Genomic DNA, 15,229 nt, shown 5'->3' on the forward strand with positions numbered 1-15,229 from the left:
ATCAAAAAATCGCAGCCTTCGGCAGCTCCTACAGGTGTTCGGCATATGGTGACTGTTCAAATAATCACCAATTACCTTGCGCCTCCCTCGCCCCTTCTCTACAATTGCGCCCCTTGCTGTGACGGCAGGCACGCATGTGCCTTACCCACGCAAGTCCATAAGTGTCATTCACTCCTTGTCTGACCGCTTTTGAGCGGCAGGCTACAACCCGTAAGGAGCATTCATGCGTCATTACGAAATCATCTTTTTGGTCCACCCGGATCAAAGCGAGCAAGTCGGCGGCATGGTTGAGCGTTACACCAAGCTGATCGAAGAAGACGGCGGCAAAATCCACCGTCTGGAAGATTGGGGCCGTCGTCAACTGGCCTACGCAATCAACAATGTTCACAAGGCTCACTACGTGATGCTGAACGTTGAGTGCACTGGCAAGGCCCTGGCCGAGCTGGAAGACAACTTCCGCTACAACGATGCAGTGATCCGTAACCTGGTCATCCGTCGCGACGAAGCCGTTACCGGCCAGTCCGAGATGCTCAAGGCTGAAGAAAACCGCAGTGAGCGCCGTGAGCGTCGCGACCGTCCTGAGCACGAAGGCGCTGAAAGCGCTGATAGTGATGACAGCGACAACAGCGATAACGCTGACGAGTAATCCACGGACCTTTTAAGGAGCCTATCAAATGGCACGTTTCTTCCGTCGTCGTAAATTCTGCCGCTTCACCGCTGAAGACGTGAAAGAGATCGATTACAAAGATCTCAACACTCTGAAAGCCTACGTATCCGAGACCGGCAAAATTGTTCCAAGCCGCATCACCGGTACCAAAGCTCGTTATCAGCGTCAGCTGGCCACCGCTATCAAGCGCGCCCGCTTCCTGGCCCTGCTGGCCTACACCGACAGCCACGGCCGCTGAGACCGGGCAGTCGACACGTAGCAAAGGATTGAATGTATGCGTGCCTTAGCTGAGTTCATCATGCGGGGCCGTATGCAGGCCACTCTGGTAGTGGCTGGATGTGCGGCATTGCCGTTGTTGTATTGGTTGGGTGCTGCCGCCGGATGCCTTGTGCTCCTGCGGCGCGGATTGAAGGACGCCCTGGGCGTTCTTGCTCTGGGACTGCTGCCGGCGTTGATCTGGTGGCTTTACTCCGACGACCCACGGGCACTTCTGGTGCTGCTGGGGTCTGCGAGCCTTGCGTTGATTTTGCGCGCAAGCGAGTCCTGGAACCGCGTGCTGCTGGTCAGCATAGCGATGGGAGTGGTGTTTTCAGTGGTGCTGGGGACGGCTTTTGGTCCCCAGATCGAGATGCTGGCGCAGGCTTTGATAAAAGTCATGCCGTCGCTACTCGGTGAGGTCTACCAGCAAATGTCGGTAGACGAGCAAGCGCGTTTCGCGTCCCTGATTGCACCAATCCTGACCGGCCTGATTGCGGCCTTGTTGCAGATCGTCAGTGTGCTGAGCCTGATTGTCGGGCGCTACTGGCAGGCGTTGTTGTACAACCCAGGCGGTTTTGGTCGCGAGTTTCGCGCCATCCGAATCCCGCTGGGTCCCGCGTTGTTGCTGCTGGCGGGCATGGTTGTGACACCGAACTTCGGTGCCCAGATGTCTATGCTCGTACCGTTGTGCAGCGTACCGCTGGTTTTCGCCGGGCTGGCCCTGATTCACGGGCTGGTGGCGCAAAAGCGACTGGCCAGGTTTTGGCTGGTGGGGTTGTACGTGACGCTGTTGCTGTTCATGCAGCTGATCTATCCGTTGCTGGTGGTCTTGGCCATCGTCGACAGCCTGATTGATTTTCGCGGTCGTCTGGTGCCGAAAGACACCGATAACGCGAACGGTGAAGGTTAAAAGTTAAGAGGATTTTCACATGCAACTGATCCTTCTGGAAAAAGTCACCAACCTGGGCAACCTGGGTGACAAAGTGAACGTTAAGGCTGGTTACGGTCGTAACTACCTGCTGCCTTACGGCAAAGCTACCGCTGCGACCCCAGCCAACCTGGCTGCGTTCGAAGAGCGTCGCGCTGAGCTGGAAAAAGCTGCAGCAGACCGTAAAGCATCGGCTGAAAGCCGTGCCGCCCAACTGGCTGAGCTGGAAGTGACTATCACTGCCACCGCTGGTGACGAAGGCAAGCTGTTCGGTTCGATCGGTACTCACGACATCGCTGACGCACTGACCGCCTCTGGCGTTGAAGTGCAGAAGAGCGAAGTTCGTCTGCCGAACGGCACCATCCGCAACGTAGGCGAATTCGACGTAGCCGTGCACCTGCACGCCGAAGTTGAAGCCACCGTACGCGTTGTCGTGGTAGCAGCTTAAGCAGCACTTGTCGGCTGGCACCCTCGGGTGCTTGCCGGTAACATCGGGCACGATCCTGTTTACAGGTCGTGCCCTTTGTCTTTCTGGCATCCCCGTTTTTACATCTGATTCCAAGTGGCCATGAACGAAATCTCCGCTCCCGAGCAATACGATCTGCAAACCGCCGCGCTGAAAGTACCGCCGCATTCCATCGAAGCCGAACAGGCTGTACTCGGTGGTCTGATGCTGGACAACAACGCCTGGGAACGCGTGCTCGACCAAGTCTCCGACGGCGATTTCTATCGACATGACCACCGTCTGATTTTCCGTGCGATCGCCAAACTGGCCGATCACAACTCCCCGATTGACGTCGTGACCCTTGCCGAGCAACTGGACAAGGAAGGTCAGACGTCGCAGGTGGGTGGCCTCGGTTACCTTGGTGAGTTGGCGAAAAACACACCGTCCGTCGCCAACATCAAGGCTTATGCACAGATCGTCCGTCAGCGCGCGACGTTGCGCCAACTGATCGGCATCAGCACCGAGATCGCCGACAGCGCCTTCAACCCGGAGGGTCGCACTGCCGAGGAAATCCTCGACGAAGCGGAACGCCAGATCTTCGCGATTGCCGAGGCCCGGCCGAAAACCGGTGGCCCGGTGGGTGTGAACGATTTGCTGACCAAGGCCATCGATCGCATCGACACGCTGTTCAACACTGACAACGCCATTACCGGCCTGTCCACGGGCTACACCGACCTTGATGAAAAGACCAGCGGCCTGCAGCCGGCTGACTTGATCATCGTCGCCGGTCGTCCGTCGATGGGTAAAACCACCTTCGCGATGAACCTCGTGGAAAACGCCGTACTGCGCAGCGACAAGGCTGTTCTGGTGTATTCCCTCGAGATGCCAGGCGAATCGCTGGTCATGCGTATGCTGTCGTCCCTCGGTCGGATCGACCAGACCAAGGTGCGTTCCGGTCAGTTGGAAGATGACGACTGGCCGCGCCTGACCTCGGCGGTGAACCTGCTCAATGACCGCAAGCTGTTCATCGACGACACCGCCGGTATCAGCCCTTCGGAAATGCGAGCGCGTACCCGGCGTCTGGCGCGTGAGCACGGTGAGATCGGCCTGATCATGATCGACTACCTTCAGTTGATGCAGATTCCAGGTTCAGGCGGCGACAACCGAACCAACGAGATTTCTGAAATCTCGCGCTCCTTGAAAGCCTTGGCCAAGGAGTTCAACTGTCCGGTGGTGGCGCTGTCCCAGCTCAACCGCTCCCTCGAGCAGCGGCCGAACAAACGGCCGATCAACTCCGACCTCCGGGAATCCGGAGCGATCGAGCAGGACGCCGACGTGATCATGTTCGTTTACCGAGACGAGGTGTATCACCCGGAAACCGAGCACAAGGGCATTGCCGAAATCATCATCGGCAAGCAGCGGAACGGCCCGATCGGCTTTATCCGCCTGGCGTTCATCGGTAAGTACACCCGCTTCGAGAACCTGGCGCCGGGTAGCTACAACTTTGATGATGACGAGTAATTTGTAGCGTCTGAAAGGGCCTCATCGCGGGCAAGCCCGCTCCCTCAGGGTTCTGTGTGGTACCAAAATAGCAGGTACACCATAAATCACCGTGGGAGCTGGCTTGCCAGCGATAGGGTCGCCACCAATTTCCGACCACAGCCGTCGGAATTGGTCAAAATTTGTGCTATATTCCGCGCCCGCGAAATTCAATGAAAGCCAACACCGGTTATCGACATGCAAGCAGCCAAGCCGTTATTTGACTATCCAAAGTACTGGGCCGAATGTTTCGGGCCAGCGCCATTCCTGCCGATGAGCAGGGAGGAGATGGATCAGCTCGGCTGGGATTCCTGCGACATCATCATCGTCACCGGTGATGCGTACGTCGATCACCCGTCGTTCGGCATGGCGATCATCGGCCGGCTGCTGGAGTCCCAGGGCTTCCGCGTCGGGATCATTGCCCAGCCGAACTGGCAGTCCAAAGACGATTTCATGAAGCTCGGCGAGCCGAACCTGTTCTTCGGTGTCGCGGCCGGCAACATGGACTCGATGATCAACCGCTACACCGCCGACAAGAAAATCCGTTCCGACGACGCCTACACGCCGGGCGGCATGGCCGGTAAGCGTCCGGACCGCGCGAGCCTGGTCTACAGCCAGCGCTGCAAGGAAGCTTACAAAAACGTGCCGATCGTGCTTGGCGGCATCGAAGCTTCGTTGCGCCGTATCGCGCATTACGATTACTGGCAGGACCGTGTGCGTAACTCGATCCTGATCGACGCCAGCGCCGACATCCTGCTCTACGGCAACGCCGAACGAGCGATCGTCGAAGTCGCCCAGCGTCTTTCCTACGGTCACAAGATCGAAGACATCACCGACGTGCGCGGCACTGCGTTCATTCGTCGTGATACACCGAAAGACTGGTACGAAGTCGACTCCACGCGCATCGACCGTCCGGGCAAGATCGACAAGATCATCAACCCGTACGTCAACACCCAGGACACCCAGGCCTGCGCCATCGAGCAGGAAAAAGGTCCGGTTGAAGATCCGCAGGAAGCCAAGGTCGTACAGATCCTGGCCAGCCCGAAGATGACCCGCGACAAAACCGTGATTCGTCTGCCGTCGGTTGAGAAAGTCCGTGGCGACGCCGTTCTCTACGCCCACGCCAACCGCGTGCTGCATCTGGAAACCAACCCGGGCAACGCCCGCGCCTTGGTCCAGAAGCACGGCGAAGTCGATGTCTGGTTCAACCCGCCACCGATTCCGATGACCACTGAAGAAATGGACTACGTGTTCGGCATGCCATACGCGCGCATTCCGCACCCGGCGTACGGCAAGGAGAAGATCCCGGCCTACGACATGATCCGTTTCTCGGTGAACATCATGCGTGGCTGTTTTGGCGGCTGCACCTTCTGCTCGATCACCGAGCACGAAGGCCGGATCATCCAGAACCGTTCCCACGAGTCGATCATTCGAGAGATCGAAGAGATTCGCGACAAGGTCCCGGGTTTTACCGGCGTCATTTCTGACCTCGGCGGCCCGACCGCGAACATGTACCGCATCGCGTGCAAGAGCCCGGAAATCGAATCCGCGTGCCGCAAGCCGTCGTGCGTGTTCCCCGGCATCTGCCCGAACCTGAACACCGACCACTCGGCGCTGATCCAGTTGTACCGCAGCGCCCGTGAATTGCCGGGCGTGAAGAAGATCCTGATCGCTTCCGGCCTGCGTTACGACCTCGCGGTCGAATCGCCGGAGTACGTAAAAGAGCTGGTGACCCACCACGTCGGTGGTTACCTGAAGATCGCCCCGGAACACACCGAGGAAGGTCCGCTCAACCAGATGATGAAACCGGGCATCGGCAGCTATGACAAGTTCAAGCGCATGTTCGAGAAGTACTCCAAGGAAGCGGGCAAAGAGCAATACCTGATTCCGTACTTCATCGCCGCCCACCCGGGCACCACCGATGAAGACATGATGAACCTGGCGCTGTGGCTCAAGGGCAACGGTTTCCGTGCCGACCAGGTGCAGGCGTTCTACCCGTCGCCGATGGCCACCGCCACCGCGATGTACCACTCGGGCAAGAACCCGCTGCGCAAGGTCACTTACAAGTCTGACGCGGTCACCATCGTCAAGAGTGAAGAGCAGCGCCGTCTGCACAAGGCGTTCTTGCGTTATCACGACCCGAAAGGCTGGCCGATGCTGCGTGAAGCGCTGACCCGCATGGGCCGCGCCGACCTGATCGGGCCGGGCAAGAACCAGTTGATCCCGCTGCACCAGCCGTCCACCGACAGCTACCAGAGCGCCCGTCGCAAGAACTCGACGCCGGCCGGCAGCCACAAGGTTGCAGGGGAAAAGACCACCAAGATCCTGACCCAGCACACCGGTCTGCCACCACGCGCCAGCGATGGCGGCAACCCGTGGGACAAGCGTGAACAAGCCAAGGCTGCGGCGTTCGCCCGCAACCAGCAGGCGGCCAAGGAGCGCAAGGACGCGGCCAAGGGCAAAGGGCCGAAGCCGACGCGCAAGCCGGTTGTGCCGCGCTAAACCTCGCTTGAGCAGAACAGAACGCCAACCTTCGGGTTGGCGTTTTGCATTCCAGGCCCAATCAAAAGATCGCAGCCTTCGGCAGCTCCTACAGGTGCACGCCAATCCCGTGTCGGAGCTGTCGAAGGCTGCGATCTTTTGATCTTCGCGACATATTCGTGCAATTGCTCCGAACCAATTTCCCGCATCGCCCGATTTTGGTGCTGTACTGCCTCCAGTAACCGGAGAAAGCGCCAGCGCCGCTGGATGGCATAAGTCTTGCGCGCTTTCGAATACGCTTAGGGCTCGCAGGAGGCACGCCGTGTCGATTCATGTCGCATTGCACCACGTCACGCATTACCGCTACGACCGCGCCGTCGAGCTCGGTCCGCAGATCGTTCGCTTGCGCCCGGCCGCCCACAGTCGCACGCGGATACTCTCCTATGCGCTGAAAGTCTCGCCCGAGCAGCATTTCATCAACTGGCAGCAAGACCCGCAGGGCAATTACCTGGCGCGGCTGGTGTTTCCGGAAAAGACCGACGAGCTGCGGATCGAAGTCGACCTGCTGGCCGAAATGGCGGTCTTCAACCCTTTCGATTTCTTCCTCGAACCCTACGCAGAAAAAATCCCGTTCGCTTACGCCGCGGACGAGCGCAAGGAACTGGCGCCGTACCTGGAAACCTTGCCCCTGACGCCAAAATTCAAGGCCTATCTGGATGGCATCGATCGCACGCCACTGCCCGCCGTGGATTTCCTCGTCGCACTCAACCAGCGCCTGAGCGAAGACATCGATTACCTGATTCGCATGGAACCGGGCGTGCAAACCCCCGAATTCACCCTCGAACAGGCCTCCGGCTCGTGCCGCGACTCCGCGTGGCTGCTGGTGCAACTACTGCGCAACCTCGGGCTGGCGGCGCGCTTCGTTTCCGGTTACCTGATCCAATTGACCGCCGACGTGAAAAGCCTCGATGGCCCGTCCGGCACCGAAGTGGATTTCACCGACCTGCACGCCTGGTGCGAGGTGTACTTGCCCGGCGCTGGCTGGATCGGCCTGGATGCGACTTCCGGGCTATTCGCCGGTGAAGGACACATTCCGTTGGCCTGTAGTCCCGATCCATCCTCGGCGGCACCGATCACGGGGTTGGTGGAACCCTGCGAGTGCGAATTCAGCCACGAAATGTCGGTTGAGCGGATTTGGGAGGCGCCCCGCGTCACCAAGCCTTACACCGACGATCAATGGCTGGCGATTCAGGCCCTGGGTCGGCAAATCGACGCCGACCTGCTGGAAGGCGATGTGCGCCTGACCATGGGCGGTGAGCCAACCTTTGTGTCCATCGATGACCCGGACGGTGCCGAGTGGAACACGGCGGCGCTGGGGCCGGACAAACGCCGACTGTCCGCCGAGCTGTTCCAGCGCATGCGTAAACGCTACGCGCCGCAGGGGCTGGTGCATTTCGGGCAGGGCAAGTGGTACCCCGGTGAGCAACTGCCGCGCTGGTCGCTCAATTGCTACTGGCGCCGTGACGGCGTGCCGATCTGGCAAAACAGTGCGCTGATTGCCGATGAGCAGGAAGATTACGGCGCCAATGGCGAACTGGCCGGGCGTTTTCTGGCGAGCGTCGCCGAGCGCCTGAAAATTCCGACACGCTTTGTGTTTCCGGCCTACGAGGACAATTTCTATTACCTCTGGCGCGAAGGCACTTTGCCGCAGAACGTCAGCGCCGAGGATTCCCGTCTTGAAGAGCCGCTGGAGCGTGCGCGTCTGCGCAAAGTCTTCGGCCAGGGTCTGGACAAGGTCATCGGCCAGGTACTGCCGCTGGCGCGCACCGCCAAGGGCGATCAATGGCAAAGCGGTCGCTGGTACTTGCGCGATGAGCATTGCCGACTGGTGCCAGGTGATTCGCCGCTGGGCTACCGCTTGCCGCTGGGTTCGCAGCCTTGGGTGAGAGCGGCGGAATATCCGTTCATTCATCCGCAAGACCCTAATCAGGAGTTCCCGCCGCTGCCTGATGCTGCACAACTGCAAAACCAGGGCGCGGCTGCCGTTGCTGAAGATCGAGCGCCGAAGATCGACGAGTCTGCGGACTGGCTGACCCGCACCGCGTTCTGCGCTGAGGCACGGGAAGGCCGGTTGTACCTGTTCATGCCGCCGCTGGAGCGCGCTGAGGACTATCTGGAACTGGTCGCGGCCATCGAAGCCACCGCCGAAGAGTTGCATTGTCCGGTGTTGCTGGAAGGCTATGAACCACCGAGTGATCCGCGCCTGAGCAACTTCCGCATCACCCCGGATCCGGGCGTGATCGAAGTCAACGTGCAGCCGTCCACGACGTGGGACGAATTGGTCGAGCGCACCGAATTCCTTTACGAAGAAGCGCGCCAGACCCGACTCACCACCGAGAAGTTTCTCATCGATGGCCGGCATACCGGCACCGGTGGCGGTAACCATTTCGTACTGGGTGGCGCGACACCGGCTGACTCACCGTTTCTACGGCGTCCGGATTTGCTGCGCAGCCTGATCAGTTACTGGCATAACCACCCGTCATTGTCCTATCTGTTTTCCGGACTGTTCATCGGGCCGACGTCCCAGGCACCGCGAGTCGACGAAGCGCGTAACGATGCCTTGTATGAACTGGAAATAGCTTTCGCGCAGATGCCTGAACCGGGTGAAGAGTGTGCGCCGTGGCTGGTCGACCGATTGCTGCGTAACCTGCTGATCGATGTCACTGGCAACACCCACCGTGCCGAGTTTTGTATCGACAAGCTCTACTCGCCGGACGGCGCGACGGGACGCCTTGGATTGCTTGAGTTGCGGGCCTTTGAAATGCCACCCCATGCGCGCATGAGCCTGGCGCAACAGTTGTTGCTGCGGGCGCTGGTCGCACGTTTCTGGCGCGAGCCGTATGCGCCGCCGAAACTGGCGCGCTGGGGCACGGAGCTGCACGACCGTTTCCTGTTGCCGCATTTTATCGAACAGGATTTCGCCGATGTCATCGTCGAACTCAACGCCGCCGGTTACCCGGTACGGGCCGAGTGGTTCGCGGCGCATCTGGAGTTTCGTTTTCCCAAGGTCGGCGATTACGCCGTCAGCGGTATTGCGCTGGAACTGCGTCAGGCGCTGGAACCGTGGCATGTGTTGGGCGAGGAGGGCGCGGTCGGTGGCACGGTGCGTTACGTGGACTCGTCCCTGGAACGCTTGCAGGTCAAGCTCAGCGGCATGCCGCCGCAGCGCTATTTGCTGACTTGCAACGGCATCCCGGTGCCATTGCAGCCGACCGGGCGTGTAGGGGAATTTGTTGCTGGCGTAAGATTCCGCGCCTGGCAACCGGCGAACTGCCTGCAACCGACCATTCCGGTTCACGCGCCGCTGGTGTTTGACCTGCTCGACACCTGGATGGGCCGTTCGCTGGGCGGTTGCCAGTATCACGTCGCGCATCCGGGCGGGCGCAACTACGAGACCTTGCCGGTCAACGCCAATGAAGCCGAGAGCCGGCGAATGGCGCGTTTTTTCCGGATCGGACACACGCCAGGGAAACTTCCTATCCCGATTCTGGAAATTAACGACGAGCTGCCGATGACTCTCGATTTGCGACGTTTCTAAACCGTACGCGACGCTCGGATTTTTCGTATATCCGGGCGTCATGAGCCTGCGTTAGTCTGACCGTTCCTTGCTGTCTGCCGAGCTTTCCATGCCTGACCTGCTAGACCGCTACCCGCTCACGGCGGGCACCTATCACGAACTGCTCGACGACAGCGGCGCCGTGCGCCCGCACTGGCGCCGACTGTTCGACCAATTGCAGCGCAGTACGCCAGCGCAACTGGTGCAGCGTCAGGCCCTGCTGACCCGGCAGATTCAGGAAAACGGTGTCACCTACAACGTCTACGCCGATCCCAAGGGCGCCGACCGGCCATGGGAGCTGGACCTGCTACCCCACGTGATTGCCGCTGACGAGTGGGAACAGCTGTCGGCCGGCATCGCCCAGCGTGCGCGATTGCTCAATGCCGTGCTGGCTGATCTGTATGGTCCGCAACGCCTGATCGCCGAAGGCCTGCTACCGGCCGAACTGGTGTTCGGCCACAACAACTTCCTCTGGCCCTGTCAGGGCATCAATCCGCCTGACGGGGCTTTTCTGCATTTGTATGCGGTGGATTTGGCGCGCACTCCCGATGGCAGATGGTGGGTCACGGCTGATCGCACTCAAGCGCCGTCCGGTGCCGGCTATGCGTTGGAAAACCGCACCATCGTGTCCCGGGCGTTTCCCGAGTTGTACCGCGACCTGAAGGTGCAGCATCTCGCTGGTTTCTTCCGTACGCTTCAGGAAACTCTTGCCCGACAGGCGCCGAGCGATGAAGAAGTGCCGCTGGTGGTGTTGCTGACACCGGGACGTTTCAACGAAAGCTATTTCGAACATCTATACTTGGCGCGCCAACTCGGCTATCCGCTGGTGGAGGGCGGCGACCTGACGGTGCGCGATGCCACGGTTTACCTGAAGACCCTGAGCGGTCTGCGCCGGGTTCATGCGGTCATGCGCCGACTCGACGACGACTTCTGCGACCCGCTGGAGCTGCGCACCGATTCGGCCCTTGGCGTGCCGGGCCTGCTGGAAGCCGTGCGGCAGGGGCGGGTGCTGGTCGCCAACGCCCTTGGTAGCGGTGTGCTGGAGTCGCCGGGGTTGTTGGGTTTTTTGCCGAAGATCAATCAGTTTCTGTTTGGCGAAGAACTGATCTTGCCGTCCATCGCTACCTGGTGGTGCGGCGAGGCGCCGGTGCTGGCGCAGGCCCTGGAAAAGCTGCCTGAACTGCTGATCAAACCGGCGTTTCCGTCCCAGAGTTTTGCGCCGGTATTTGGCCGTGATTTGAGTGAAAAACAGCGCCAGGAACTTGCCGAGCGCATGCAGGCACGCCCTTACGCGTATGTCGCGCAAGAACTGGCGCAGTTGTCCCAGGCGCCGATCTGGCAAGCCGAGGGCGGAGTGCTGCAACCCCGCGCCATCGGTATGCGCGTGTATGCCGTGGCCAGCCGCGAGGGCTATCGGGTGCTGCCCGGTGGTTTGACCCGAGTGGCCGCCGAGGCCGATGCCGAAGTGGTGTCGATGCAGCGCGGCGGCGCCAGCAAGGACACCTGGGTGTTGGGCGACCGCCCGCCCAGCGGCGAACAATGGAAAGCCCAACGCAATATCGGCGTACATGATCTGGTGCGGCGCGATCCGTATCTGCCGTCGCGGGTGGTGGAAAACCTGTTCTGGTTTGGCCGCTACTGCGAGCGCTGCGATGACAGTGCCCGGTTGCTGCGGATCATGCTGGCTCGGTACGTGGATGGCGATGACCCGCAAGCCCTGCAAGCGGCGGTCGAACTTGGCGAACGGCTGATGCTGTTGCCCGAAGAAGGCGAACTGCCGGAACGTTTACTGGCAGCAATCCTCGGCGATGACTGGCCATTCAGCCTGCGGTCCAACCTGCAACGCTTGCAGTGGGCGGCCTCGCAGGTACGCGGCAAGCTCTCGCGGGAAAACTGGCAGGCGCTGGTGGAGTTGCAGCGCGAAGCCATCGAGCTGGAAACCGATGAGCCGGATTTCGGCGAGCTGCTGGATTTCCTCAACCGTCTGGTGATGTCCCTCGCGGCGCTCTCCGGTTTTGCCCTGGACGACATGACACGGGACGAAGGCTGGCGCTTTTTGATGATCGGCCGGCGGATCGAGCGCCTGCAATTTCTCAGTGGCAGCCTGGCGGCGTTTCTGCGTGGCGCCGGGGCTTTCGATCAGGCCGGGCTGGAATGGCTGCTGGAGCTGGGCAACAGCAGCATCACCTACCGCTCGCGGTATCTGGCGGTGGCGCAATTGATTCCGGTGCTCGACCTGTTGCTGCTCGACGAACAGAACCCGCACGCGGTGCTGTTCCAGTTGAAATTGGTAACCCGCACTCTGAAACGTCTGAACGATGACTTTGGTGCTCCGCGCGAAGCAGGATTGCCGCAATTGGTCGAGCGACTGGCGCGCTTTGATCTCGGCTGTCTGGAGAATCCTTTGTTCGGTGAAACCAGCGTGCGTGCGGCGATCGATGGGCTGGCGGATTTGCTGCAAGAGATTGCCGAGTCCAGCGGACAAGTGTCCGATCGCCTGGCCCTGCGCCATTTCGCCCATGTCGATGATGTCAGCCAGCGCACGGTGTCTGTCTGATGAGCGCCCATTACCAGATTTTCCACGACACCCATTATCACTACGACAGCCCGGTGTCCCTGGCGCAGCAACTGGCCCATTTGTGGCCAAGGGCATGTGCGTGGCAGCGCTGCACGGATCAGCAACTGCAGATCAGCCCGGAGCCGACTGCGCGTCGCGATGAGCTGGACGTGTTCGGCAACCCGCTGACCCGGCTGGCGTTCGAGCGCCCTCATGATGAACTGTTGGTCAACGCCAGCCTCACGATCGAAGTGCTGCCCCGGACCGCGCTGGACTTCAATCTGTCCCCGGCGTGGGAAGACACCCGCAGCGCGCTGACCTACAGCAGCCAGCCGCTGTCGCCCGAACTACTCGAAGCCTGCCGCTACCGCTTCGAATCACCCTATGTGCATTTGAAGCGCAACTTCGTCGAATTCTCCGAGAGTTGCTTCCCGACCGGGCGACCGCTGCTGCTTGGCGTTCAGGCCCTGATGGAGAGAATATTCAGCGAATTCACCTTCGACGCCGAAGCGACGCAGGTAGCGACGCCGCTGGTGGAGGTACTGGAGCGTCGGCGTGGGGTCTGTCAGGACTTCGCCCACTTGATGCTCGCTTGCGTGCGCTCCCGTGGCCTGGCGGCGCGCTATATCAGCGGTTATCTGCTGACCCAGCCGCCACCCGGTCAGCCACGCTTGATCGGCGCCGATGCATCCCATGCGTGGGTGTCGGTGTATTGCCCGGTGCTGGGCTGGGTGGATTTCGATCCGACCAACAATGTGCAACCGGCGCTGGAACACATCACATTGGCGTGGGGGCGGGATTTTTCCGATGTGTCGCCGTTGCGTGGGGTGATTCTGGGCGGTGGTAATCACGACCCGGAAGTCCGCGTTACGGTGATGCCTTTGGAATAAGGATGCCCCTTGTAGGAGCTGCCGAAGGCTGCGATCTTTTGATCTTGAGCTTTTTCAGGCCATTGAAGAGCAAGATCAAAAGATCGCAGCCTTCGGCAGCTCCTACAGGGTCGGCAGCGGCGCTGCCAACCCTGGACACAGATCCGGTGGGCCTGATCAGATCATCCGGCCCGGAGGGTCTCAGGCGTCGGGCGCCTGGTCTTTCGGTGCATCAACATCATCTTCTGCTGCCACTTCTTCCCCGTCAGGGTTCAGTGCTGTTTCTTCAGCTGTAGCTTTCTTGCGCTGAAGCTTTTCCTCTTTCTTCTGTTCCTTGGCCAAGTCACGCTGACGTTTGGCGAAGGAGTAGTTGGGTTTAGCCATGGGCGATCCTCTGGGGTCGAAGGTGAGGTTGAGCGGCGCGTATTCTGCCCTGTATCGGTGCCGAGTCGTTAGTCGGGTTTTTGCTCGACCCACTTCGGCGGTACGCTCGGTTGCCAGGCATCGAGGGCGTCGAGCAGCGTCTGTGGCGATTCGCTCACCTGCAGCATGTCACGGTGAGCCCCGCGAACGAAGCCTTCGCCGACGATGTGATCAAGAAAACCGGTGAGTTTGCTGTAGAAACCGTTCACTTCCAGCAAGCCCAGCGGTTTGCCGTGGTAGCCGAGTTGGCCCCAGGTCCAGACTTCGAACAGTTCTTCCAGGGTGCCGAGGCCGCCTGGCAACGCGATGAAAGCATCGCTGAGTTCGGCCATCCGCGCCTTGCGCGCATGCATGCCGTCGACCACTTCCAGGCGAGTCAGGCCGCTGTGGCCGATTTCCTTGTCCTTGAGGCTTTGCGGAATGATGCCGATCACTTCGCCACCGGCCGCCAGCGCGGCGTCGGCCACAATACCCATCAAGCCCACGGCCCCACCGCCATAGACCAGCGTCAGCTTGCGCGCGGCCAATGCCTGGCCCAGGGCCACAGCCGCTTCACGATAAGCCGGGTTGGTGCCGGTGCTGGCCCCACAAAATACACATACGGATGCTAAAGACATGCCTTACTCCATGGTCAATCAGGGTCACAGAGTAAAGGCAGGCGCTTGGCGCTCCAAGGGCTAAACTTCCCGCTTGGGAGTTTCATAGGTGCCGCTGGCGCCACAGGCATAGGCGGCAAGCAAGCTGCACAACAGGCTATTGAGGGACATGACAGACGCTCCGTTGATTGATGACGATCTGATCATAGGGCCGGGCCAGACGCCTGGCTGGTAGATTGTTTCCATCGATGTCATAGCCTGAAAGTTGTATACAATTTTTGATTCAAGTCATATGAACTTGCGAAGTTTTCAGGCAGTCTTCTGTCCATTCGCATTTTCCCCTAACCCTGCCTTGGAGATTCACCATGTTTGCCAAACTTGTTGCGGTATCCCTGCTGACACTGGCCAGCAGCCAATTGATGGCTGCCGAGTGCAAAGTCACCGTTGACTCCACTGACCAAATGTCCTTCAACACCAAGGCCATTGAGATCGACAAGAGCTGCAAGACTTTCACCGTCGAACTGACCCACTCCGGCAGCTTGCCGAAAAACGTCATGGGTCATAACTGGGTGCTGAGTAAAGAAGCCGACATGCAGCCGATCGCCACCGACGGCCTCAGCGCCGGCATCGACAAGCAGTACCTGAAGGAAGGCGATGCGCGCGTGATCGCCCATACCAAGATTATCGGCGCCAAGGAAACCGACTCGGTGACCTTCGATGTGTCGAAGCTTGATGCCAATGAAAAATACGGTTTCTTCTGCTCGTTCCCGGGCCACATCTCGATGATGAAAGGCACTGTTACCCTGAAGTAATCGAATTGCGGTCATAAAAAAAGCGTCCTGTGTGGACG

At 60.0% G+C, this 15,229-nt stretch carries 12 protein-coding genes; 10 read left to right on the forward strand and 2 right to left on the reverse strand.

The window, feature by feature from the left end:
- Positions 1 to 223: 223 nt before the first annotated feature.
- From rpsF to ACM110_RS26425, 9 genes are all read left to right on the forward strand, one after another.
- Positions 224 to 646: a 30S ribosomal protein S6 gene (rpsF, locus tag ACM110_RS26385; protein ID WP_008048087.1), complete on the forward strand. Its 423-nt coding sequence runs from the start codon at positions 224 to 226 to the stop codon at positions 644 to 646.
- Between the two features lie 28 nt (positions 647 to 674).
- Positions 675 to 905 (forward strand): 30S ribosomal protein S18, encoded by a 231-nt coding sequence (rpsR, locus tag ACM110_RS26390; RefSeq protein WP_002551829.1) that lies wholly within the window; start codon positions 675 to 677, stop codon positions 903 to 905.
- 36 nt (positions 906 to 941) lie between these two features.
- Positions 942 to 1,835 (forward strand): hypothetical protein, encoded by an 894-nt coding sequence (locus ACM110_RS26395; protein ID WP_416130064.1) that lies wholly within the window; start codon positions 942 to 944, stop codon positions 1,833 to 1,835.
- A 19-nt stretch (positions 1,836 to 1,854) separates the two neighbouring features.
- Positions 1,855 to 2,301 carry a 50S ribosomal protein L9 gene (gene rplI, locus ACM110_RS26400; RefSeq protein ID WP_007973276.1) on the forward strand — a complete coding sequence of 149 codons (447 nt, stop codon included), beginning with the start codon at positions 1,855 to 1,857 and terminating at the stop codon, positions 2,299 to 2,301.
- 120 nt (positions 2,302 to 2,421) lie between these two features.
- The gene (gene dnaB, locus ACM110_RS26405; RefSeq protein ID WP_416130065.1) at positions 2,422 to 3,819 is read left to right on the forward strand and encodes a replicative DNA helicase; all 1,398 of its coding nucleotides are present in this window, start codon (positions 2,422 to 2,424) and stop codon (positions 3,817 to 3,819) included.
- 216 nt (positions 3,820 to 4,035) lie between these two features.
- Positions 4,036 to 6,339 (forward strand): YgiQ family radical SAM protein, encoded by a 2,304-nt coding sequence (locus tag ACM110_RS26410; protein WP_416130066.1) that lies wholly within the window; start codon positions 4,036 to 4,038, stop codon positions 6,337 to 6,339.
- Between the two features lie 301 nt (positions 6,340 to 6,640).
- Positions 6,641 to 9,916, forward strand: a complete 3,276-nt coding sequence (locus ACM110_RS26415) for a DUF2126 domain-containing protein (protein ID WP_416130067.1) — start codon at positions 6,641 to 6,643, stop codon at positions 9,914 to 9,916.
- An 88-nt stretch (positions 9,917 to 10,004) separates the two neighbouring features.
- Entirely contained in the window at positions 10,005 to 12,491 is a 2,487-nt protein-coding gene (locus tag ACM110_RS26420; protein ID WP_416130068.1) for a circularly permuted type 2 ATP-grasp protein, read from the forward strand.
- Positions 12,491 to 13,381 (forward strand): transglutaminase family protein, encoded by an 891-nt coding sequence (locus tag ACM110_RS26425; RefSeq protein ID WP_416130069.1) that lies wholly within the window; start codon positions 12,491 to 12,493, stop codon positions 13,379 to 13,381. Before ACM110_RS26420 ends, ACM110_RS26425 begins: the two co-directional genes overlap by 1 nt.
- Positions 13,382 to 13,561: 180 nt before the next feature.
- Here ACM110_RS26425 and ACM110_RS26430 read toward each other — a convergent pair whose 3' ends face one another.
- Positions 13,562 to 13,744, reverse strand: coding sequence for a hypothetical protein (locus ACM110_RS26430; protein WP_338584440.1), 183 nt, complete (start codon positions 13,742 to 13,744; stop codon positions 13,562 to 13,564).
- Between the two features lie 68 nt (positions 13,745 to 13,812).
- Positions 13,813 to 14,400 (reverse strand): TIGR00730 family Rossman fold protein, encoded by a 588-nt coding sequence (locus ACM110_RS26435; RefSeq protein WP_416130070.1) that lies wholly within the window; start codon positions 14,398 to 14,400, stop codon positions 13,813 to 13,815.
- Between the two features lie 344 nt (positions 14,401 to 14,744).
- Between ACM110_RS26435 and azu the strand changes: the two genes are divergently transcribed.
- Positions 14,745 to 15,191 carry an azurin gene (gene azu, locus ACM110_RS26440; protein WP_338584442.1) on the forward strand — a complete coding sequence of 149 codons (447 nt, stop codon included), beginning with the start codon at positions 14,745 to 14,747 and terminating at the stop codon, positions 15,189 to 15,191.
- Positions 15,192 to 15,229: the final 38 nt, after the last annotated feature.

Source organism: Pseudomonas sp. NFX98 (genome assembly GCF_047784845.1).
Lineage (GTDB): Bacteria > Pseudomonadota > Gammaproteobacteria > Pseudomonadales > Pseudomonadaceae > Aquipseudomonas.

Coding starts and splice junctions, on each gene's coding strand:
- ACM110_RS26425 (WP_416130069.1), top strand. CDS start 12,491: ATGAGCGCCCATTACCAGATTTTCCACGACACCCATTATCACTACGAC.
- ACM110_RS26430 (WP_338584440.1), bottom strand. CDS start 13,744: ATGGCTAAACCCAACTACTCCTTCGCCAAACGTCAGCGTGACTTGGCC.
- ACM110_RS26435 (WP_416130070.1), bottom strand. CDS start 14,400: ATGTCTTTAGCATCCGTATGTGTATTTTGTGGGGCCAGCACCGGCACC.
- ACM110_RS26420 (WP_416130068.1), top strand. CDS start 10,005: ATGCCTGACCTGCTAGACCGCTACCCGCTCACGGCGGGCACCTATCAC.
- ACM110_RS26395 (WP_416130064.1), top strand. CDS start 942: ATGCGTGCCTTAGCTGAGTTCATCATGCGGGGCCGTATGCAGGCCACT.
- rplI (WP_007973276.1), top strand. CDS start 1,855: ATGCAACTGATCCTTCTGGAAAAAGTCACCAACCTGGGCAACCTGGGT.
- rpsF (WP_008048087.1), top strand. CDS start 224: ATGCGTCATTACGAAATCATCTTTTTGGTCCACCCGGATCAAAGCGAG.
- azu (WP_338584442.1), top strand. CDS start 14,745: ATGTTTGCCAAACTTGTTGCGGTATCCCTGCTGACACTGGCCAGCAGC.
- rpsR (WP_002551829.1), top strand. CDS start 675: ATGGCACGTTTCTTCCGTCGTCGTAAATTCTGCCGCTTCACCGCTGAA.
- ACM110_RS26410 (WP_416130066.1), top strand. CDS start 4,036: ATGCAAGCAGCCAAGCCGTTATTTGACTATCCAAAGTACTGGGCCGAA.
- dnaB (WP_416130065.1), top strand. CDS start 2,422: ATGAACGAAATCTCCGCTCCCGAGCAATACGATCTGCAAACCGCCGCG.